This is a genomic window from Clostridium ihumii AP5, assembly GCF_000612845.1.
Taxonomy (GTDB): Bacteria; Bacillota; Clostridia; order Clostridiales; family Clostridiaceae; genus Clostridium_J; species Clostridium_J ihumii.
The window spans coordinates 315589-338794 of the sequence record NZ_CCAT010000083.1 but is presented as its reverse complement, the minus strand read 5'-3'; the positions used below and the strand labels follow the sequence as shown (position 1 = coordinate 338794).

Sequence of the window (23206 nt, the reverse complement as noted above, 5' to 3'; positions counted from 1 at the left end):
TTGTAAAAATATTGAATATTCTGAGTAATTTTAAATAAATATAACAAAACAGCCACTAAAAATTAAATTTAGTGACTGTTTTGTTATATTTACTATTAAATTTTTTCATTTACTATAGATAAAATTTCATCTCTTTTTTGAATACCATCTTTTACAAGATGTTCTATTTCTTCTTTTACAGTAGCTATATAACTTTCATCTTTTATTGAACCTAAATTAATTCTTACGTTCAATATGGCTGCTTCTAATCCACTTTGTGCCATAAGTGCTGCTACTCCAGCATCTGATATAGCATTTTTATTTCCATGTTTTGCAACCACTAATATATAATCATATACATCAAATGTTCTCTTAGCTGTTTTTAGAGGAACTTCTAGAGACTTTTTGTATCCTTCTTGTATTTTTGCACTTCTAGCTGATTTTTCTTCATCACTTTCTTTTGGCATTTTAAATGCCTTCATAAGTTCTAAGAAAACCTCTGTATCTTCATTCATTAAATCTAAAAATTCATCTTTTAATGAGTTACATACTTTTAAGCTATTATTAACTTCTTCTTTTTCAACTTCACCTAATGCTTCATAAGCTTTCTTTCCTATTGTTAAATTACATACCATTCCAACTAAAGCTGCTGATAATGATGATGCAATTGCAGCTACGCTTCCACCACCTGGTGCTGGTGAATTAGATGATAATTCACTAATAAATTCTCTAACTGTTTTATTGTCTAACATTTAAATTCCTCCTAAATTAATTTTCAACTACGATTTTACCATTTTTTATTACCTTATGCACAGCATTAATTCCAAAATGATAAATTAAGTAATTCAAGTTTTTAGAATTAAACATAACTATATCTGCTTTTTTATTAGGCTCTATACTTCCTATTTCTTTTTCCCTATTAATTGCTGCTGCTGAATTTATTGTCATTGCATTTATTATTTCTTCTGGAAACATTCTCATTCCAAAAGCAGCAAAAGTCATTACTGCTTGCATAGATTCTGTTGGTGATGTTCCTGGATTACAGTCTGTTGCAAGTGCTACTGCAACACCATTTTCTATCATATCTCTAGCTCTTGCAAAACTACCTACCATTAAATAAAATGCTGTTGATGGTAATAATACAGCCACAACATTATTCTTAGCTAATGCTTTTATTCCCTCATCACTAGCTGCAATAAGATGTTCTGCTGAAATTGCTTTAACTTCTCCTGCAAGTTCAGCTCCTCCCATTGGTTCTACCTCATCACCATGTACTTTAGGAATTAATCCATATTTTTTTCCTTCTTCTAAGAATTCTCTGCATTCATCTACTGAAAATACTCCATCTTCACAGAAACAATCAACAAACTCTGCTAAATTTTCTTTTGTTATATGTGGAAGCATTTCTTTAGCAATTTTTAAGAAACCTTCTCTATCGTCTTTATATTCTGTTGGTAGTGCATGTAGTACCATAAATGTTGATACTACATCTATTGGATGAATTTCATTCAATTTTTTATTTACTTCAAGCATTTTTAACTCTGTTTCTAAGTCTAATCCATATCCTGATTTACTTTCAACAGTAGTTGTTCCATAATTAAGCATTATATCTAATCTTTTTTTGCTTTCTTCAACTAATTCATCTAAAGATGCTTTTCTTGTATTTTTTACTGTACTTAATATTCCACCACCAGCATTTAATATATCTATATATCCCATTTTATTTAGTTTCAATGGAAGCTCATTTTCTCTAGACCCACCATATACTAAATGTGTATGTGGATCTACAAGTCCTGGTGTTACAGTCTTCCCTGTTCCATCAATAATTGTAGTTTCATCATTTATATATTTTTTATAATCATTTCCTTCTCCAACTTCAATTATTACATCATCCTTAATAACTATATAACCATTTTCTATTATTCCTGCATCTTTTATTTCATCTTTTGTTTTTTTATGACTTCCTTTACATGTAACTAAACAGTCAATATTCTTTATTATCATTGACATATACTACACCTCAACTGTAAATAATCTTAAATTATTCACTTATTCTTTTTTCTAATATTTGATCCATTGAAAAATCTTCTATTTGAAGATAATATTCTGCACAATTAATTAAAGCTTGCATTGGTACAAGACCTATAACTTCACTACCTACTACTGGCACTCCATATCTTTTTGCTTCCATTTTAACCATTTCAAAAGCTCTATATACTGCAGTTTTTTCATAATTTACAAGGTTCATAGATACTTGAGCTATGTTTCTTTCTTCAAGCATTACTCCCATAGCTTTTACGAATCTTAATCCACCACCTAGATTTCTTACTGTCTTAGCTATTTTATCTGCAATTTCTAATTTATCTGTTCCTAAATTTACATTGAATGCTACTAATGGTTGTCTTGCTGCTATAGCTACGCAGCCACCTTTTACATTAACTTCTTTTGGACCATAGTCTGGAGACCATTTTTCTTCTTTTATTTTCTCAAAGAAACCTTCATATTGTCCTTTTCTTACAGTAGCTAGGTTTTCTCTGTATGTTGCTGATGCTGCCTTCTCATATAAATATACAGGTATGTTAAATCTTTCTCCTATAGTCTTACCAACTCTATTTGCTATTTCAACGCATTCATCCATTGTAATTTCACTTATTGGAACAAATGGAACTACGTCTAATGCACCCATTCTTGGATGAGCCCCTTCATGTTTACTCATATCAATAAGTTCATAAACTTTTTCAGCCATATTTATAATTACTTCTTCAACTTTAACTGGATCCCCAACTAAAGTTACTACACTTCTATTATGGTCTGCATCGCTTGAATAGTCTAATAACTTGACACCATCTTTTCCTCTAACTGTGTCCATTATTTTTTCTATCTTCTCTTTGTCTCTTCCCTCACTAAAGTTTGGTATACATTCAATAATTCTTGCCATAACAAAATCCCCCTTCAAAGCATTTATATTTAATAAAATTTTAAAGTTTAGTTGTAGAGAAAAAGATTTTTCTTCTTCTCTAATTGACTAAACTATTTTAAGCTAAATATTTTAAAATTTAAAAGCTCATATTAATAATCTAATTTTGTAACATTTTCAACTGCTGATAATATTTCTCCTGATTTAATTAAATCAAGTACTCCATCTAATTCTTTATACATAACTACATCTTTTTCTATGAAGCTTACTTTATTTCTTATTGTTTTATAACATTCTTTAGTTCCTTCTCCCAATTCTAGATTTTCTCTAAAATCAATTGCTTGACATGCTGCTAAAAGTTCTGTTGCTAATACTCTTTGAGTATTTTTTAATATATCTCTTGCTTTTCTAGCTGCTATCGTACCCATACTTACATGATCTTCTTGATTTGCAGAAGATGGTATAGAGTCTACGCTTGCTGGATGAGCTAAGATTTTATTTTCTGATACTAATGCAGCTGCTGCATATTGTGTTATCATAAATCCTGAATTTAATCCACCATGTTTAACTAAGAAAGCTGGTAAATCATTTAGTTGATAATTTATAAGTCTTTCTAATCTTCTTTCTGATACATTAGCCATTTCAGCAACAGCTATTCCCAAAAAGTCACTTGCTAATGCAACTGGTTGTCCATGGAAGTTTCCTCCTGATATTACATCTCCTTCTTCAGTAACTATTGGATTATCTGTTACAGAGTTTATTTCTGTTTCTATAACTTTTTGAACATATCTAACTGCATCTTTACTTGCACCATGTATTTGTGGTACACATCTTAATGTATATGCATCTTGAACTCTTATATCTCCTTGATTAGTTACAAAAGTACTGTTTTTAACAAGGTTTAATATATTTTTAGCAGTTTTTCCTTGACCCTCATGATTTCTTATTATATGAGTTCTACTATCGTATGCATCCTTTATTCCTCTCAATGCTTCTACTGTCATAGCTGCTGACACATCACTAAGCTTTACTAAATTTATAGCATCATAAGTAGTTATAGCTGCTACAGATGTCATTACTTGAGTTCCATTTATAAGTGCTAATCCTTCTTTAGCTGTTAATTCTATAACTTCTATATTAGCCTTTTTCATGGCTTCTCTACCGCTTAATATTTCTCCTTCAAATTCAGCTTCACCTTCACCAAGCATTGGTAACACCATATGAGAAAGTGGTGCTAAATCTCCTGAAGCTCCTAATGAACCTTTTTCTGGTATACATGGATGAACTTTTTTATTTAACATTGATATTAAAGTTTCTAATGTTGATAATCTAATTCCTGAATATCCTTTTGATAATGCATTTGCTCTTAGTAGCATTATTCCTCTAACATATTCTCTGTCTAACTTCTCTCCAAAACCACAAGAATGAGAAATTATTAAATTTCTTTGCAATGTTTTGCAGTCGTCTTTGCTTATTGTTACATCTGCAAATTTTCCAAAACCAGTTGTTATTCCATATATAACTTCTTCATTCTCTACTATTTTATCTACTATTTTTCTTGATTTAATAACTCTTTCTTTTGCCTCATCACTAATTTCCACAACAAAATCATTTCGCACAACATCTATTATTTGTTGCAGAGTTAAATCGTTTCCATTTATAATTACTTTATTCATTTTTAATAGCCCCCTCTTTATATTAGTAAATTTAAAATTTACTAAACCTATTTTTTAAATTCTATTAAATAAAATATAAAAGTCCCCAATTTTTATATTTTAAAATAAAATTTACTACCCTTTTACTATATAAATATATTTATACATATTCTTTATAATACCTATTTAACCTTCTAAAAACGAAAAATAAATTGTCTGAATATTTTTAATTTGATAAAGTCCTAAATTATTTTACAGTTTTATGTATATTTTTATATAAAAATATAGAAATAGACACAAGTCTATTTCTATTTTCAAATTTTAAAATTAATTTATATACTTCTATATATTAAACTTTTTTATTTTATTTTTTTATATCATATTCTTTCTATTTACACACTTTAGTTTTCTCGCATCCTTTTTTCCTAAAAACACCATAGATATTACTACTAATAAACATCCCACTATAACTCTAAAATTCAACTTTTCATCTAGAAATATATGTCCTAAAAAAAGAGTTACTATAGGTTCTAAGGTTCCTAATATAGCTGACTTAGAACTCCCTATAATTTTTGCACCTTCTAAAAAAAGAATAAATGCTATAACTGTTGATATTAGCGCTAAGATTAATATATATATAATTCCAGTATAGTTTATCCTAAAATTTATTGAATTAGTAAATAATCCTATTATTCCTGTTGTTATTGTACAAGTTATAACCACATAAAAAGTAATAACAATATTATTAACTTTTCTTACTAATTTAGTGTTTATTCCTATTACATAAGCTGAATAACTTAATGCAGCTAATAATACAAAAATTAATCCAATAGACTTAATTTTATTCTCTCTTATTCCTATTATTGTAATAATACCTATTGTTGATAATGTTAAGCTTACAAATTTTGTTTTTGTAATTTTTTCTTTGAAAATAATAAATGAGATACATGAAACTATAGTTGGATAAATAAAAAATACCATACTCGCAACACCAACTGACATATAATTATAAGATGTGAATAAAAATATTGACATCAGTGAATATCCTAGAAATCCTATTGTGCAAACTAAAATTAAAATATTTATATTTAATTTTAGTGATATATTTTTATATTTCAAATAAATATATATCATTATTGAACTAAATAGAAATCTTAGAAACAATGTAGATTGGACATTAGAACCTGATTTATATGATAGTTTAGCTAGTATTGGCATCATTCCAAATAGAGTAGCTGAGCCTATGACATACATTCCACCTTTAAAATTATTCATGATTAACACTCCATTTTCTAAACATTCATTTCAACTTTAGTAAGAGCAAAATTTATGCCATATTGTATTTTAACTATACTTTAAGTTTATATCTGTACTATCAAGCTTTTTCTAATTTAAATCTCTTCTTATTAATGTCAAAAATTAATCATATTTTTATTTTTATCCGCATAAAACAGTGTATTTGCAATTGTTATAATCAATTTGATTTTTTTACACTAATGTCAAATTTTTGACTTTTAGTTATCTCTTCCTTCTGTATAAGTGTATTTTAAATCTATTGAACCAAATGTTGGTGCCATATACTCTTTAACATAATTATGAACATATGTGTTTTTCAATCTCCAAACTGTTGGACTAACTACAGCATCTTTATATATAAATATTTTTTCAGCTTCATTGAATAATTCACCTCTCTCTTCATTATCACTAATTTTAGATGCCTTTCTTACTAATTCATCATATTCACTATTTTCCCATCCTGTTGGAACTGTACTTGCTGTAGACATGAACATGTCAAAATAAGTTATCGGATCATTATAATCTGCTGATACAGATTGTGATGCTATTTGATAATCTTGCTCATTAGTCCTTTTTTGAAATATTGGCCACTCAACAAAATTACACTTTATATTTATACCCAATTTACTTTTGAAATTTTGTTGATCAAATTCAGCCATTTGCTTAGAAGATGAACTTGTTCCTGATTGTAACAATGTTAATGTGTGATTCTCTGGATTTGGATCTAAATTTTCTTCCTTTAACCCTTCTACTAATAATGCTTTAGGATCTGGATTTTCTTTTTTTAGTTCATTAATAGGTTCATAGTTACTCTTTTTTCTAAACTCCTCATTACCTACAAAAACTGTTGGTGGTACCCATGCATAAGCTGGTTCAGCTAAATTCTTATATAATGTTGAAACAGCACCTTCTCTATCTTGCGCTAATAGTAATGCCTTTCTTATTTTAGCATTCTTTAAATACTTATCGTTTTGATTAAAAAAAGTATAACAAATTGATGTATCATATCCTTTTTTTACAGTAAATTTATTTGTATCATTTAATTTTTTTATCCACTCTGGACTACTTACTCCAGCTAAATCCAAGTTACAATTTAATAATTCATTCATTCTTGCACTTTCTTCTTTTATAATTTTAAATGTAACCTTTTCAAGTTTTACTTTATCTTTATCCCAATATTCTGAATTTTTCTCTAATTTAATTTCACTATTTTGCACCCAACTTGAAATTTTAAAAGGACCTGTATATAGCATTGTATTTGCTTCTGAACCATATTTCTCACCACTTTTTTCTATAATGTCTTTTCTTTGTGGCTCCATAATTTTTGAATATGTCATATTTAAGAAATATGCACATGGATGTTCTAATTTTATTTCTAATGTTTCTTTATCTAATGCTTTAACTCCTACATCTTCTATTTTTGCTTTTCCAGAATTGAACGCTTCACCATTTTTTATAGGAAATAATAAATAGCCACATGGTGATGCAGTTTTAGAATCTAAAGTTCTTGTTATTCCATATACAAATTGCTCTGCAGTTACTTCTTTTCCATCACTCCACTTAGCATCTCTTAATTTAAATGTCCATGTCAATCCATCCTTGGATGTTTCCCAGCTTTCAGCAATTCCAGGCTTTATTAGATCCTTTCCATCTTTATCTGTCTCTAATCTAGTTAATGCTTCCATAGTATTAACATGAATCATTGTAGAATAAACATCATAAACTTTAGATGGATCTAGCGTTTGTGGATCTGAACCTAATAATAAATTTAAGTATTGATCTTTATCAATACTTGCACTTTTTTCTTTTGTATCTTGTTTTGTATTATGTTTATTACTATTTTTTTTCTTTGAATCACTTCCACACCCACCTAATATCATTGTTGATAATACCGCCATTAATAATATATTTACTATTATTTTCTTTTTTCTCATAATTCTACCCCCTCAATATTTTAAAATTTGTTTTTATAAAATTTTATTGGTTAATTTAATATATCTAAATTTTTATATTGTTATTTTAATTATTCACCCTTATTTTTATATTATATCTCTTACAATTTTAAGTCAATAATTAAATATATTGAACTTTTTATGTATTGCGACAAAGTTTTTTTACTTATATTAATATATTTTTTATTATGTTGAATTTATTTTTTTACACTTTATTAATTATAAAGTGAATTTTTATATATATTATTTTCTTTTTTAAGCTTTAATGTGTTAAATTGATTTTTTTTATGATTTTTTTATTAATATGCTGTAAACAAAATGATTTTTTTAAATATATGTTTTTACTTGATAATTTGAATTTAATTAACATATAAAAAAAAATGATAAGAATGTTTAAAAATCCTTATCATTTTATATTTAAAAAATTTATATTCTAATTTATTAATTTAATTTAGTTCTAATGATATTTAGATAAACATCATTATATCGTTTCCAAAACTCTTCTATAGTAAAGTTTTCAAGAACCATTGTTTTTATATTCTTTCCCCATACTTCTAAGTTATTTTTTTTGTCATAGCACTCCAGCATAGCTATATATATATCTTTTTCATTTTGAGAATTAATTATTAAACCATTATTAGGTTTTATCATATTTTCTAAATCTCCAACTTTTGTAGATAGTATGGGTACGCTCATTACTGCCGATTCAATCATTGCTAATGGCGGTGCACCACCTTCACTATATGATGCAATTATAGTTGCGTTGCATATTTTTATATAATCACATATATTCTCCACAAACCCTGGCATAATAACATAATCATTTATTTGTAATTCATCTATAACTTTTTTTATATTTTTTAAATTTTCTCCATCACCTAATAACAATAATTTCGATTTTGGATTATCTTTAATAAATTTTGAAAATGCTCTTATTATATTCTCATGATTTTTTATAGGATGAAATCTAGCTATAACTCCAAACACAAACTCATCTTTACCTATTTTAAATTTTTCTCTTATATCTTCATTGGTTGATCTTTTTATAAATTTTTCAACATTTATACCATTATTAATTACAGATTTATTTCCATTAAAATTTTTTCCTTCTAAAAGTTTTAATAAATTTTCCGATACTGTTACATAATTATCAAAGCTCTTTAACCCAAGTTCACTTAAAGGTGTATACATATAATACTTAATCTTACTATTTAAAAAATCATATCTATAATCACTATGAACTGTAGCTACAGTTTCACATTTTAATTTGTTTTTTATAAATAAATGAATTAAAAATGGTTGAGCTCCATGAAAATTTATTATATCTATGTTGTTATCATTTGCATACTTTACAATTTCCTTATTAAAAACTTTCTTGGGAAATAATTTATACTGTATATTTAAATTTTTCACTTTATTATAAAGATATCCCTCACCTATACAGCCTAATACATTTTCAAAATAAATATTTTCTTCATTACATATACTAAGTACATGTTGAGCACCACCACCATTATCATTTCCTGATATAATATGTAATATTTTTATAGTAATCTCCTCCTTAATATATCAATGATAAATTTAATTTTAAAACTTTTCTAATATATAAAATTTTAAAATTAAAATTACATTTATTCAAGTTTTAATTAACCTTCTAATTCCTGTTCACAAATATTTTATAAGATGTAATTAAAATTCAATACTTGTTAAATATATAGTTTTATTTTAATATAAAAATTATTTTTTAACTATTATTTTAAAAATATATTTTAAGTTTCAATGACTTTTTTATACTCTATATATTATTAGTTCTAATACTTCACCTAGCATTATTCACACCTATACTTTTTTTCATAAATCATTTATCTTGTATATTTCAGACAAAAGCTTAATTTTATTATTATTTTTATATTTTTTACTTATATAAGTTTTTTAGAATTGCTATTAAAACTAATTCTATTTAACAGATAGAAAAAGAGCAAATTCATCCTAAGAATTTACTCTTTTTCTATCTGTACTTATTTAGTTGATTTTTATACAATCCTTCTTGCTGTCATATAATCACGTCTTGTCAACGGCGATATTTTTACAACATCTCCGCTTTCTGGTGAATGTATATATTGATTGTTTCCTATATAAATACCAACATGATCAGGACTTCCATTACCAAAAAACACTAAATCACCTGGTCTTAAATTATCCCTTGATACATATGTTCCTTGATTTATTTGTGTATATGTTGTTCTAGTAATATCGATTCCTGCTTTATTTCTAAACACATATTGTGTGAATCCAGAACAGTCAAATCCACTTGGAGTAGTTCCTCCCCAAACATATGGAATTCCTTGAAACTGCTTTGCATACTCCACTATCTCTTTTCCTTTATCTTGTTTTTCTCCATTATAGAAAGCAGCAATCCTCCATGTTTTCCCATTAAATTTTCCAGCCAAAACTTTTCCATCTATCCTAGATGCCTCGTAACTTCCAAGCTCAGGTTTAGTTTTACAATCAAAATTACTTCCTGAATTAATGCTAAATTCAAACATTCCTGTAGTATTATTTCTATAATCATAAAATGCTATTATCTTATCTTTTTGTTTATTACCTAATTTCGTTGATGCAACTTTACTAGTTATCCTATCTACATTAAAAGTAGATGATTCCCAGGTTTTCTCTACATTGAACATTCCATTATTTCCTTTATTTAAAGAGAAAATTGCTGAGTTATTACCGCCATAATTATAGAACATCGCTATTTCATCTTTTCCATCACCATTATAATCACCACTTACAAATCTATCTCCTACACATGAACCATTAAAAGTAGATGATTCCCAAGTTTTTTCAACAGAATAACTTTGATCATTTTCTCTTGTAAACTCAAACACTGCTGTATTGTTATTTCCATAATCATATAATGCTACTATTTCATCCTTTCCATTTCCATTAAAATCTCCAGCTGTAATTCCCTTTATACATCCTCCTGTGAATGAAGGGCTTTCCCATGTTTTTATACAATTAAATTTATTAACTGAACCTGATTGTGCTTTAAATATAAATAATCCTGTCTCACTATTTCCATAATCATATAATGCTGCAATTTCATCTTTACCATCTCCGTCAAAGTCTCCAGATGTAACCTTACTTGTTATTCTATTTGCATTAAATGAATTTGATTCCCACGAGCTTCTAAATGACATATTTCCTAATTCGTTTGGATCTAAAATATGCAACTCAGTATTGTTATTTGTATAGTCATAAAACAATCCTATTTCTGTCTGATTATCTCCATCAAAATCTCCTGATACCATTTTTCCAGTTACCATTTGTGGATTGTAGTTGGATACAGTATTATTCCATATATCTATTCTTGATCCACCATCAACAGGCCAGCTATGAATTTTTGCACTTCCATCACTCTGATAATCATATGCTTGTGCTGAATTTGCTATCCCACTCATTAATGTAGTTGCAATTAAAATCGCTAGACCAATAGATATTTTCTTTCTATTTATAACTCTATTTAATCCTATTTTACTCATTTTTCCTCCAAAATATTTATTTGTAATTGTTAATTTTTAGAATATTTAATCAACATGTTAATTTATATATTATTATACAATTATTACAATAAAAGTCAAATTATTTTTTTATACTTTCAATTTAATTTTAAATGTTCTATTAGAATTTATGTACAAATAGTTAATTTTTATTTAAAACTTATCATATTAAAATATTTTTTTCTAAATTTGTATATAATTTAATATATAAAAAAGATGACTTCTAATTAACATAGAAATCATCCTTTATTCTTACATTTCTTGTAAAATTTAAAATTTATTTTAAATAAATATTATATTTTATTAAAATCTTGAATTACTCATAACATAAAAGATTATAATCATTATAAAAATATATTTTTCCGTTCATATAATCTTCATTTAAATTAGTAGGATTCTTCAAATTTCCCCTAATAAGAGTAGCTTCTAGTGTATTCTGATTAATTTTCCAAAATCCAACATTATTTAATGCATATAGATTTCCATCACGTGATGCTAAAATTTGTCTATACCATAATCTTTTTAATTGCTTTAATATTTTTCCAGTATTTGCATCTATCATTGTTATTGTTCCAGTATCATTTATACAATATATTTTGTTATCTAAATATGCTACTGATGCTATACGCGTACTAGTGTTCTCTGGTATGATTTCAAACAACTTACTCTTAGTCTTTATATTATATTTAACTAATACTCCATTTTCATTTAAAGAAGTTGAACCATAACTATATTTACAAGAACTCCCTAAGTATACTATATCTGGATTTTTATTGTCATATACCATATCATTAATGTAATGGTTTTTCACTACATCATTTCTAGTGTAAACTTTTCCATTAGTTGCATCATATGTTGTTAAAGTTCCACCATGAAATCCTGGTGAAGGTTGTGACGCTAATGTTATGGTATTATTTTTAGGATTTGTAATCATAGTAGATGGCCTGTTTTGATTATCTTGTTTAGGTATTTCAAAAATCATATCTTTTTCATCTGTCAATTCAATTACATCTTCATCATCTACATTAGTTTTATTAAACTTCCAAATAGTTGCATCTGCATAATTTCCTGTATATAAATATCCATTAGATACTCCTATTGATTTCACTTCACCTTGTATATCTTTAAAAAATGCCTTTTTCAATGTAGTATCATATACACCTAAGTTCTTGCCACCAAAATATATTTTATTGTTGTATGGATACATTGTAACTGGTAAACCACCCACCCCTTTTAATCCTTGATTTCTTAAATTAATCTTTTTAGGATTATGACCATTTAAATCGTTTTTAAAATAATAACCATCTTGATTTATACCACATATATATTGATTATTTATTACTCCTGCTGATGTCATGCTATTTCCATTATACTGTAAGCATTTTAGATTATCTTCCTCTTTATTGTAATGAAATATGTAACCATCTGGCCCCTTAAATGTTATATGATTTTCATTAAATGTAGGATAATAATCATAATAAGCATTAGATATTTCATCCATTCGTTCTGTAATCTCTTTAGTTTTAAAGTCATATGTTAAGACAGTTGTAGATGGATATATTGTTATAAACATCTTATCTCCTATAATTTTTAAATATTTTACAAATTGACCTTCATATTGAGATGGTAATATATTTGTTTTCATTTTTGTCTTATCATTATATTCTATTAACTCTGCTCTAGAACCTATTCCTGCATATACATTTCCATTGTAATATTCTACAGACCTAGCATATTGATTGTTCGAGAATGATCCTAAATCTTCTAATACCTTTTCATTTTCATAATATTTATAAACTCTACTTCTTGGTGATGTACCAATATAAATTCTTCCATTGTGCGGTTTAATGTCCCAAATATATCTATCACTACTATTCAATGCACATAATTTTTCTAACACCTCAGTTTTAGTATTATATCTATATAACATAGCACTATTATATGTTCCAAAATAAATATAATCTCCACATTCCTCCATGGATATTATCCCTTCAGCACCTTGAATTGTAATCGTTTTTTCTATTTTTTCACTTATAGTATTAAATGAAAAAAATGTACATTGATTTCCTCCCATTACAATTGTACCTGCATACATAACCTTTTCACCCTTATTATTATTATGCATTATTCCAGTATTAATTTGAAACGGCTGTTCTGTCATTCCAAAATCTTTAAATACACCTTTTTTAGAACAATTATTTGTAGGATTTTCTATAATAACTTCTTCATAAATTCCAGTTTTTATTTGAGAAATTATGTTTTTATTTATTCCTCCACCAACTTGACTAATTTTACTTATGTCTCTATCTTCTAAAAATTTTATCTGCTCTTTTATTAATTTATTTCCACATAATAAAATTGGACTTTTATTAATACCAGCTAATGGTCCAGCTGATAGGGCATCTACTAGTTCACTCTTGGAATCTGATCCATCTTTTGCTAAATATAAATTATCTATAACATTATCGTGATAAAATTCATTTAATACAGCTATATTAGTTGAATTTCTGTTAGAACCATATAGTCTCTTAGCACCTATTTTCTGTTCCAAATTTTCACTTATAACAGCAGTTCCGCCAATAACATATTTCGTGCTAGCATTGTCAACAAATTCTTGGCCCTCTAATATCTTATCACCATTGCATAAAATTATTGCAATTTGATCTTTTGCTGCTGGTGCAGATAATGATAATGCATCTACAAGCCCAGTTTCTCCATTTACTACTGCTACTTTTTCAATGGCACCCATTTTTTTAGCAATTTCATATGCAGTTGAATATCTATTTTTTCCATATATTCTCTCTACTTCTACCCCTATTGCCTTTAATTCTTTAACTATATTTTCAGAAACTACACCTTCTCCACCAATTATAGTTACTCTTTTGCAATTTAATTTTTCAATTTGATTTTTAGTTTGTAAATTTAACTTTTCTGAATTAGTTAATAATATAGGTGCATTTTTCATTGCAGCATATGGTGTTGCTGCCAATGCATCAACTATCCCATTTGAGTTAACTAATACTATTTCATCTACAACTTCAAATTTATTACTTACTTGTATTGCAGTTTCAAATCTATTTTTCCCAACTATTTCCTCAAAACTACTTACTTCATTTTCAACTGCAAATATTTTTGTACTACTTTTAAAACTAAAAACTAATATCATTATCATAGTAAGCAATAACTTCTTTTTTACTTTCATAGCAACCTCCTTATATTATAAAGTTATATATTTATATACATATCTATTTATCGACTTTTTTTACAATTACTTTACATCATGTAAATTAATTGTAAAATATAATTAGTGTCTTTACAATTATTAGTGTTGTAGTATAATTTTCTTTGAAACAATAAATGATAATTTTATATTGGAGGAAAAATTAATGACTAAACTTTGCTATTTATCTGATGCAAATAGTTCACATACATATAAATGGATAGATTACTTTTCTAAACATTATGATGAAGTTCACTTAATTTCTATGAGAGAAACTACTTATAAATATAGTTCTAATGTTAAACTATATATTGTAAAACCGCCATTTAAAAGCAAATTATCTTACTTTTTTATAGCCAACAAAATTAAAAATTTAATTAAAGAAATTAAACCTGATTTACTACATAGTCATTACGCTACTAGTTATGGTTTATATGGTTGTTTAAGCCATCAACATCCGTTCATCATATCCGTTTGGGGTAGTGATGTTTATGAATTCCCTAAGTCTAATAAATTAAAAGCTAGTTTACTAAAATATATTTTATCTAGTGCTGACGTAATTTGTTCTACAAGTCATGATATGGCTAAAGAAATAAAAAAATATTATGATAAAAAAAATATTGAGATTACACCATTTGGAGTTGATATTAATAATTTCAACATAAAAACTAAAATTTTATCTAATGATTACATTACTATTGGAGTATGTAAACATTTAAGAAAAGTATACGGTATAAACTTTCTTATAGAAGCTTACTCTCTTCTTATAAAAGAGGTAAATAAGGATATTCGTCTTTTAATAGTTGGTGATGGAGAAGAACGTAAATCATTAGAAGATTTAACTCATAAATTGAATATACAAGATAATGTTGAATTTGTAGGATCTATCGAAAATAGAGATGTTCCATTATATATGAATAAAATGGATATTGTATGTTTACCATCACTTAGTGAAAGCTTTGGCGTTTCAGCTGTTGAAGCAGAAGCTTGCGGACGTCCTGTTGTATGTAGTGATGTTGGTGGATTAAAAGAAGTTGTATTAGATAATGAAACTGGTTTTATTTTTAAATCAAAAGATATTGTGGACTTAAAAAATAAATTAAAATTATTAATTAATAATGAAAGTAAAATGAAAAGTTTTTCTTCAAATGCTCGTAGATTTGTTTTAGATAATTATAGTTGGGAAGATAATTGTAATAGTATGAACGATATATATTTAAAAATAATGCAGAAATAGGTGATTTATGATGAAAAAGCTCAAAATATTAGTTATTCCAACAAATTATCCTAATGATAAACAACCTCTTAAAGGTATATTTTTTAAAAATCAAGCACAAGCCTTAGCTAAACATGCAGATGTTGCAGTTTTAGATTTAGAACTTTTATCTGTTAAAGAATTAAAAAACTATTTTAAAATAGATAAGTATGATTATTCAATAGAAAAAAATGTTCATACATTCAGATTTCGAGAATTTAATTATGGATTAAAATGTAATTCCCTTGTAAACAAATTGTATGAAAAACATGTTTACAAGTGTTTTGAAAAGGTTATATCTAAATTTGGTATGCCAGATATAATACATGGTCAAGTTACATATTATGGAGGATATTTATCATATCTATTAAGTAAAAAATATAATATTCCTTATATTGTAACAGAACATTTTTCATTTTTAGAAAAAATGGTTAAAAAAAACCCCGAAATATGTAAAAAGGTTTTTGAGAATGCAAACACATATTTAGCTGTAAGTAATACTCTACAAAATGAAGTAAAATGCTTAGGTAACATTCCTTGTTCTGTTATGCCTAATTATATAGATATTGATTCATTTTCAACTAATAATTATATTAAAAGTATTAAGAATAACGGTAAATTTAATTTAATTCATGTATCTTTATTTAGTGATATTAAAAATATTCCTATGCTTCTTAAGTCACTTCATATGCTTATATATGATGATAAAATTTCTAATGTCCATTTACATATCATTGGTGATGGTGCTATTAGAACTGATATAGAACGTATTATTAATAATTTAAATTTAAATAATTATTGTACTTTACATGGAAGTGTCGCTAATGATAAACTTTCAAGATATATAAATTCTTGTAATTCTCTTGTTATATCAAGTAAAAAAGAAACTTTTGGTGTTGTAGGAATTGAGGCAATGATTTTAGGTCTTCCTGTCATATCTACAAAGTGTGGAGGTCCACAAATGTATATAACTCCTTCTACAGGAATATTAGTTGACAATGATGATACTTTTGCTATGAAAAATGGACTTAAAGAATTAATAACTAACTATTATAAATTTGATTCTGAGTATATAAAAGAATTTGTAACATCTAATTTTAGTGAGGAATTTGTAACGAACAAATTATTAAATTTATATAATAACTTAAAGAATAAGAATCACTAATATGTGATTCTTATTCTTTATATAAATATATAATTTTTAATTTGATTTTATAACTTTAAAAAGAAATTTAGGTATTACTCCTAATCTTTTAACTCTTTTAGGATCTTTAATTGATCTATATAACCATTCCATACCACAATTTATCATCCATTTAGGTGCTCTATTTGTTTTTCCTGAAATTGTATCAAAGCTTCCACCCACTCCCATATATATGCTACAAGGCAATTTATCCATATATTTCATTATAAAAATTTCTTGTCTTGGCGCACCCATGGCTATAAATAGTGCATATGGGTTTTTTACATCTATTTCTTTTATTATATCATCACAATTTTCCATATCAAAAAATCCATTATGTTTTCCACATATATTTATTCCTGGATATTTTTCTTTTAATACATCTTCACATTTATCAACAACTTCTTGTGAAGCACCCAATAAATATATTGATTTATTAGTTATTGAACACTTTTCCACTATTCTTTCCATAACTTCAACACCTGCAATTTTTTCTTTTACAGGATTTTTTACAATTTTTGAAGCTATAACTGTTCCTATACCATCTGGAATTATAATTGATTTCTCATCATTAAATAAATTTAATATTTTTTCATCATGTAATCCTAAATTTAAAATTTCTGGATTACCTGAAACAATATTAACTTTATCCATAGAAAATACTTTTTCTATAAGCTCATCTTGGGTTTCTGAAAATATGTCATAGTTAAATAACTTTGACCCCATTAAAATGCCCCCTCACTTTTAAACACTTTAATAACTGTATCAAATAATATTTTAATATCTAACCAAACGGAAAAATTTTTTATATATTTTAAATCATAATATACTGTTTTTCCAAGTTCTATTTCTCCTCTACCATTAGTCTGTGCGAGACCAGTAATTCCAGGTAAAACTAATAATCTTTGATAATAGCTTTCTGGATAAAATTTTACTATATCTGGTATTTCTGGTCTAGGTCCAACCAAACTCATATCACCTTTTAAAACATTAAATAATTGTGGTATTTCATCTAAACTAGTTTTTCTTAAAAATGCACCTGATTTAGTTATTCTATTATCAGATTTACTTTGAAACACAAAATTATTCATATCCTCTGGATTTATATCTAATTCTCTTTTAGCTTCTGCATTTACAACCATAGTTCTAAACTTATAAATAGTAAAATTCTTTCCATCTTTTCCAACTCTAATTTGTTTAAATACAGCTGGTCCTTTAGAATCTAACTTAATCCATATCCAAAGTATTAAAAATAATGGTGATAAAATTACTATTCCTACTAAGGATAATATTATATCAAATAATCTTTTTATAAAAAATTGAAAACTTTTATCTTTTATATCCGTATATGTATCTATTTTTATTTCATTAGCATCCATTGTATTTCCTCCAACATAATTGTTTTTACTTATTTTTTTCATATCTTTTATTAAATAAAACATTTTCTCCTAATGCTACAAATACCCAAAAATAGGTTGTAGTTTGTGGAGAAAAAAATAAATTATCTAATAAATTCATAGCTAAGAAAGCTACTGTTGAAGCCATAACACCCATGAAAAATAATTTTAATTCTTTATCTTCTAAATTTTTGTAAGCCTTATAAATAGTATTAACACTACATATAATAACTAATAAAAATGAAATCAACCCAACTATACCCAATTCACTTTGCATTTTCAAGTATGAATTATGACTGCTAAATCTTGTATAATCTTGATATGCTAGTTCTGGATATCGTTGTATGTATTCATCATATCTTGCTACATAATTTCCATTTCCTACACCTAATATTGGATTGTCTTTTATCATTTTCATTGCAACTTTCCACAATTTTATTCTTGGATCTCTTAAAACTTTTTCCCCAATATTATCAAATCTATTTATTACATTATCTCCAAATATCATTACAGGTATTCCTAAAAGAAATATAAATAAAACTTTATAATTATACATAATAGCTAATGCAAATACTCCTATTGCTAATCCTACAATTGCATTTCTAGAATAAGTAAAAAATATATTCACTATTATTAAAATAGTTATAGGTATATATATTTTTTTACTACCTTTTTTGACAAAACTAAGCATAAATATAGGGAAACACATTAAAACTAAATATGCACCAAAGCCATTAGGATTTTGCATAGTAGATGTAATTCTAGTTCCTTCCTCTGATATAAATCTTGGTTCTAATCCAATTGTAGTAAAATACTGAATAAGCCCAAATGTAGTTAATATAGTAACGGATATAACTATACATCTAATTATATTTTTTATTTTATTACTATCCTTTATATTATATTTAATTATAAATACAAGTACTATATATGTTATAAATCTAAAACTTTCCATAAGTGCAAGTGTTTTTTCTTTTGCATACAAAGTAGATATAATCATCATAATTGTTAATATTATCATAGAAATACCTAATTTAGATTTTAAAAAATCAATAATGCACATAAAAAATTCTTTTCTATTCTTATTTGATTTAAGTATGTAAACCAAATATAATAAAATAATTAATATTAATACAAGATCCGGTAACTTTCCTATAGCTAAATATTTCTCATTAATGATAGGAAGCATTATAACATAACTACATATCATCCAATATATTAATTCCATTAAATTCATTTATATCACCATCTTTTCAAAACAATATTTAAATTGCCCCTTACATATCTAAGTGTAAAGGACAATTTAAATTTATCTTTCATAACTAAGCATATTTTCTACTTTTCTGTAATATCTTTAAGAATTTTTTCTAACTTTCTCGCAATTGCTTCTCTTGAATAATGTTCTTTAACGTAGTTTCTTCCATTAGCTCCTAAATTTAATGCTAATTCCCTGTCGTTATATAATTTTAATATAGCATCAGCTATTTGTTGAGAATTTTCTGGTTGAACTACAATTCCAGCCTTAGCACTATTTATAAGTTTTTCAGCTTCACCTTCAACAGCTAATACAATAGGTAATTCTGATGATAATGCCTCAAACATTTTTGATGGTAATGCTCCTTTAAACAAATCAAGTCTCTTTAAAGGTATTATTGTAGCATCCATTGATGCTATAATTCTAGGCATTTGAGGCTTTAATTGAACTGGTAGAAACTTAACATTTTTTAAGCCTTTACTTTCAGCTCTTTCTATTAGCATTTGCTTTTCTGGTCCATCACCAACAAATATAAATTGAATATCATCATATTCTTTTAATCTTTCTGCGGAATCAATTACAACTTCTAATCCTTGAGCTATTCCATGTATTCCTGCATAAACAATAGCAAATTTATTTTGTATTCCTAATTCTTTTCTAAACAATTCATCCCTATTTTCTTTTTTAAAGAATTCGGTATCAACACCGTTAGTTATAAGATGTACTTTCTTTTTATCAAAACCCCTTTGAACAATGTTGTTTACAATTCCTTGTGTCTGACCTGTTACTGCAGCAGCTTTTTTATAGCAAAATTCTTCTAACCATGTTGACATTTTTATAAATAATTTATTATTTAAAACGCCTAATTTAACAGCTGATTCTGGCCATAAATCTGAAACATTAAAAATAAACTTAGCTTTTTTTCTTTTTGCTAAAACATAACCAGACCATCCTAAAAATAATGGTGGTGATTCTGTTATTATAACATCTTGTTTATCAATATGTTTACTTCCACTTATTACAGATGAAAATGTAAATGATAAATAATTTCTAAGTCTTTTAGTAAAAGATTTACTTTTAGTTGCATATATACTTGTTCTAACTATTTTAATTCCATCAATTTCTTCTTTTAAAAACTTTTTATTTTCATACCCTTCAAATATTTCACCCTTTGGATAATTAGGCATTGCTGTTAATATAGTTATATCATGTCCAAACTTTTTAAGTTGTTTTGCAAGTTCAAAAATCCTATTTTGTGGTGCTCCAACTTCTGGTGGACAATATTGTGTTAAAAATAATATTTTCAAATTAAATCCACCTTTCTTACTTTAGGTTCTGGTTTATTATTTTTAATATCTTTTCTGCAGCATTTCCGTCACCAAATAGTTGTTTTTGCTCTGTAGTAGGATTAAAGTTTACTATATTATTTAGTATTTTTTCTTTATCCGTTCCAACTATTACATTCCATCCATTTTCTACAGTTTCAACCCATTCTGTCTCATCTCTCATAGTTATACATGGCTTATTCATAAAAAATGCCTCTTTTTGAACTCCACCACTATCTGTAACTATTTTTTTGCTATCTTCCTCCAATGATAACATATCTAAATATCCTATAGGTTCTATAACTTTAATATTATTATTGAAATTTAATCCATAGCTTTCAATGTATTTTTTAGTTCTAGGATGTAATGGTAATACCACAGTTTCATTACTTTCATTAAGAGCTTCTATTATATTTTTTAGTCTATTTATATCATTAGTATTTTCAGCTCTGTGAATAGTTGTTAATATATAATTATTTTTTGTTAAATTTAATTCAGATACTATACTACTTTTTTGTTTTGCTAATTTTTTAAAATGCAATACTGCATCAAACATTACATCTCCAACATTATATACATTATTATTAATTCCTTCATTTTTTAAATTTTTATTAGCTGTTTCTGTTGGAGTAAATAATATTTTTGATATATGATCAGTTAATATTCTATTTTGTTCCTCTGGCATATTTTTATTAAAACTTCTAAGTCCAGCTTCTATATGTGCTACTGGAATTAACATTTTACTTGCTACTAGCGCTCCAGCTAATGTAGAATTAGTATCTCCATAAACTAAAACTAAATCAGGCTTTTCTCTTTCATAGATGGCCTCTAATTTTCCCATCATTTCTCCTGTTTGTTTTCCATGACCACCTGATCCTACAGATAAATTATATTCTGGTTTAGGTATATTTAATTCTTCAAAAAATATTTTTGACATATTTTCATCATAATGCTGTCCTGTGTGTATAAGGATTTCTTCATGTTCTTTTCTTATTATATTAGAAACAGCTGCGGCCTTAATAAATTGAGGACGCGCTCCTATAACTGTTATAATTTTCATATATTACACCTCTTAACTTAAATCTTTTTCAACTTGTTTTGCTCTTGAATTCCATTTATTATCTTCTATAATTTTACTCATATTTTTACTTTTTATAGATATTTCATCATTATTCTCATTTAAATAATTTATTAAATCAACTAAATCTTTTATATCATAATTTATATTCCAACCAATTCCATATCTTTCAACAAAATTTCCTGTTGCAGTCCCTTTTGTTGTAATTATTGGCTTATTGTATTGAATATATTCAAACAGTTTTAATGGCATTGCAAAACTTCTATATTCACTTGGCTGAAAAAATAAACTAGCTATATCACTTTCTAAATAATATTTTTTTAGTTCATCTCCTGATTTGTGAATTATCTTTATATTACCAATCAAGTTTTCTTCATATCTATCTTTACATTTTTCCCATTCACTTTGTCTACAACAAACTGTAAGTTCTACATTATTACACTTATTTATTGCTATAAATAAGTTTTTCAAGTCATATAATCCTGATATTCCACCTACATAAAATATTCTTAATTTATCTTTTATATCTTTCCTATTATATTCATCACCATCACAAACTTCATCAATCGCTGGAGGCAATTCCTTTATCTTTACATTTTGGATTTCCGATATATATTTACTCATTTCCATACATGGCAAATATAATACATCTACTATTTTATTATATTGCTTTAAATCATATTTATAAAAGCTTTTTGCCACTATTCTCTTTAACAATCCTACACTTTCACTATATATCGGAAATTTCCAATATATATCTCTATAGAATAAACCTATTTTTATACCTTTTTCTTTACAATACTTTAAAAAATTGAAATCCAATATTGGATATTGTGGCAAATGATTTTTTTCTGTAAGTAATGTTGGTTCTGTAGAACTTTCACTATAGACAAATTCATATTTTATACCATTTTTTATATTTTCTTTTATTTCTTTTATAATGCTTTTTCTTTTATCACCATATCCACTAATAACTTCTACATCATAACCTATATTTTTAAATGCATTTATCATCTTTATAGGTCTTATTTGAGATCCGGAAGGGTGTTCTACATCAATATAGAAAGGCAAATGAATTATACATTTTCTATTCATATTTTCCTCCTAAAAATAAAATTTATTTTAATCTAAATC

At 26.3% G+C, this 23206-nt stretch carries 17 protein-coding genes; 2 read left to right on the top strand and 15 right to left on the bottom strand.

Going from position 1 to position 23206, the window contains the following annotated elements; all coding sequences use genetic code 11:
* Positions 1 to 95: 95 nt before the first annotated feature.
* From BN346_RS17245 to BN346_RS20700, 9 genes are all read right to left on the bottom strand, one after another.
* A complete protein-coding gene (locus BN346_RS17245) occupies positions 96 to 731 on the bottom strand; it encodes a cyclodeaminase/cyclohydrolase family protein (protein ID WP_040330218.1) in 636 nt (211 codons plus the stop codon).
* Positions 732 to 747: 16 nt separating this feature from the next.
* A complete protein-coding gene (gene hutI, locus BN346_RS17240; protein WP_040330337.1) occupies positions 748 to 1983 on the bottom strand; it encodes an imidazolonepropionase in 1236 nt (411 codons plus the stop codon).
* A 37-nt stretch (positions 1984 to 2020) separates the two neighbouring features.
* Complete coding sequence (gene ftcD, locus BN346_RS17235) at positions 2021 to 2917, bottom strand: glutamate formimidoyltransferase (RefSeq protein ID WP_040330217.1); 897 nt, start codon at positions 2915 to 2917, stop codon at positions 2021 to 2023.
* 131 nt (positions 2918 to 3048) lie between these two features.
* Positions 3049 to 4572 carry a histidine ammonia-lyase gene (gene hutH, locus BN346_RS17230; RefSeq protein WP_040330216.1) on the bottom strand — a complete coding sequence of 508 codons (1524 nt, stop codon included), beginning with the start codon at positions 4570 to 4572 and terminating at the stop codon, positions 3049 to 3051.
* A gap of 351 nt (positions 4573 to 4923) precedes the next feature.
* Positions 4924 to 5826, bottom strand: coding sequence for a DMT family transporter (locus BN346_RS17225; RefSeq protein WP_051540476.1), 903 nt, complete (start codon positions 5824 to 5826; stop codon positions 4924 to 4926).
* A gap of 239 nt (positions 5827 to 6065) precedes the next feature.
* Entirely contained in the window at positions 6066 to 7781 is a 1716-nt protein-coding gene (locus BN346_RS17220) for a peptide ABC transporter substrate-binding protein (RefSeq protein WP_040330215.1), read from the bottom strand.
* Between the two features lie 459 nt (positions 7782 to 8240).
* Positions 8241 to 9212 (bottom strand): glycosyltransferase, encoded by a 972-nt coding sequence (locus tag BN346_RS17215; RefSeq protein WP_051540475.1) that lies wholly within the window; start codon positions 9210 to 9212, stop codon positions 8241 to 8243.
* 620 nt (positions 9213 to 9832) lie between these two features.
* Positions 9833 to 11341 (bottom strand): NlpC/P60 family protein, encoded by a 1509-nt coding sequence (locus tag BN346_RS21780; protein WP_051540474.1) that lies wholly within the window; start codon positions 11339 to 11341, stop codon positions 9833 to 9835.
* A 334-nt stretch (positions 11342 to 11675) separates the two neighbouring features.
* On the bottom strand, positions 11676 to 14561 hold the full coding sequence (locus BN346_RS20700) for a cell wall-binding repeat-containing protein (protein WP_051540473.1): 2886 nt from the start codon (positions 14559 to 14561) through the stop codon (positions 11676 to 11678).
* A 184-nt stretch (positions 14562 to 14745) separates the two neighbouring features.
* On the opposite strand from BN346_RS20700, the gene BN346_RS17200 reads away from it, so the two are divergent.
* Together BN346_RS17200 and BN346_RS17195 are read left to right on the top strand one after the other, a co-directional pair.
* The gene (locus tag BN346_RS17200) at positions 14746 to 15816 is read left to right on the top strand and encodes a glycosyltransferase (RefSeq protein WP_040330213.1); all 1071 of its coding nucleotides are present in this window, start codon (positions 14746 to 14748) and stop codon (positions 15814 to 15816) included.
* A 10-nt stretch (positions 15817 to 15826) separates the two neighbouring features.
* Positions 15827 to 16999: a glycosyltransferase gene (locus BN346_RS17195; protein ID WP_040330212.1), complete on the top strand. Its 1173-nt coding sequence runs from the start codon at positions 15827 to 15829 to the stop codon at positions 16997 to 16999.
* A gap of 36 nt (positions 17000 to 17035) precedes the next feature.
* Here BN346_RS17195 and BN346_RS17190 read toward each other — a convergent pair whose 3' ends face one another.
* The 6 genes from BN346_RS17190 to BN346_RS17165 form a co-directional block, all read right to left on the bottom strand.
* A complete protein-coding gene (locus BN346_RS17190) occupies positions 17036 to 17743 on the bottom strand; it encodes a WecB/TagA/CpsF family glycosyltransferase (protein WP_040330211.1) in 708 nt (235 codons plus the stop codon).
* Positions 17743 to 18396 (bottom strand): sugar transferase, encoded by a 654-nt coding sequence (locus BN346_RS17185; protein ID WP_040330331.1) that lies wholly within the window; start codon positions 18394 to 18396, stop codon positions 17743 to 17745. The genes BN346_RS17190 and BN346_RS17185 overlap by 1 nt, the downstream gene beginning before the upstream one ends.
* Positions 18397 to 18421: 25 nt before the next feature.
* Complete coding sequence (locus BN346_RS17180) at positions 18422 to 19651, bottom strand: O-antigen ligase family protein (RefSeq protein WP_040330210.1); 1230 nt, start codon at positions 19649 to 19651, stop codon at positions 18422 to 18424.
* A gap of 98 nt (positions 19652 to 19749) precedes the next feature.
* Positions 19750 to 20976: a glycosyltransferase family 4 protein gene (locus BN346_RS17175; RefSeq protein ID WP_040330209.1), complete on the bottom strand. Its 1227-nt coding sequence runs from the start codon at positions 20974 to 20976 to the stop codon at positions 19750 to 19752.
* 16 nt (positions 20977 to 20992) lie between these two features.
* Positions 20993 to 22054 (bottom strand): non-hydrolyzing UDP-N-acetylglucosamine 2-epimerase, encoded by a 1062-nt coding sequence (gene wecB, locus BN346_RS17170; protein ID WP_040330208.1) that lies wholly within the window; start codon positions 22052 to 22054, stop codon positions 20993 to 20995.
* A 12-nt stretch (positions 22055 to 22066) separates the two neighbouring features.
* Entirely contained in the window at positions 22067 to 23167 is a 1101-nt protein-coding gene (locus BN346_RS17165) for a glycosyltransferase (protein WP_040330207.1), read from the bottom strand.
* Positions 23168 to 23206 lie beyond the last annotated feature (39 nt).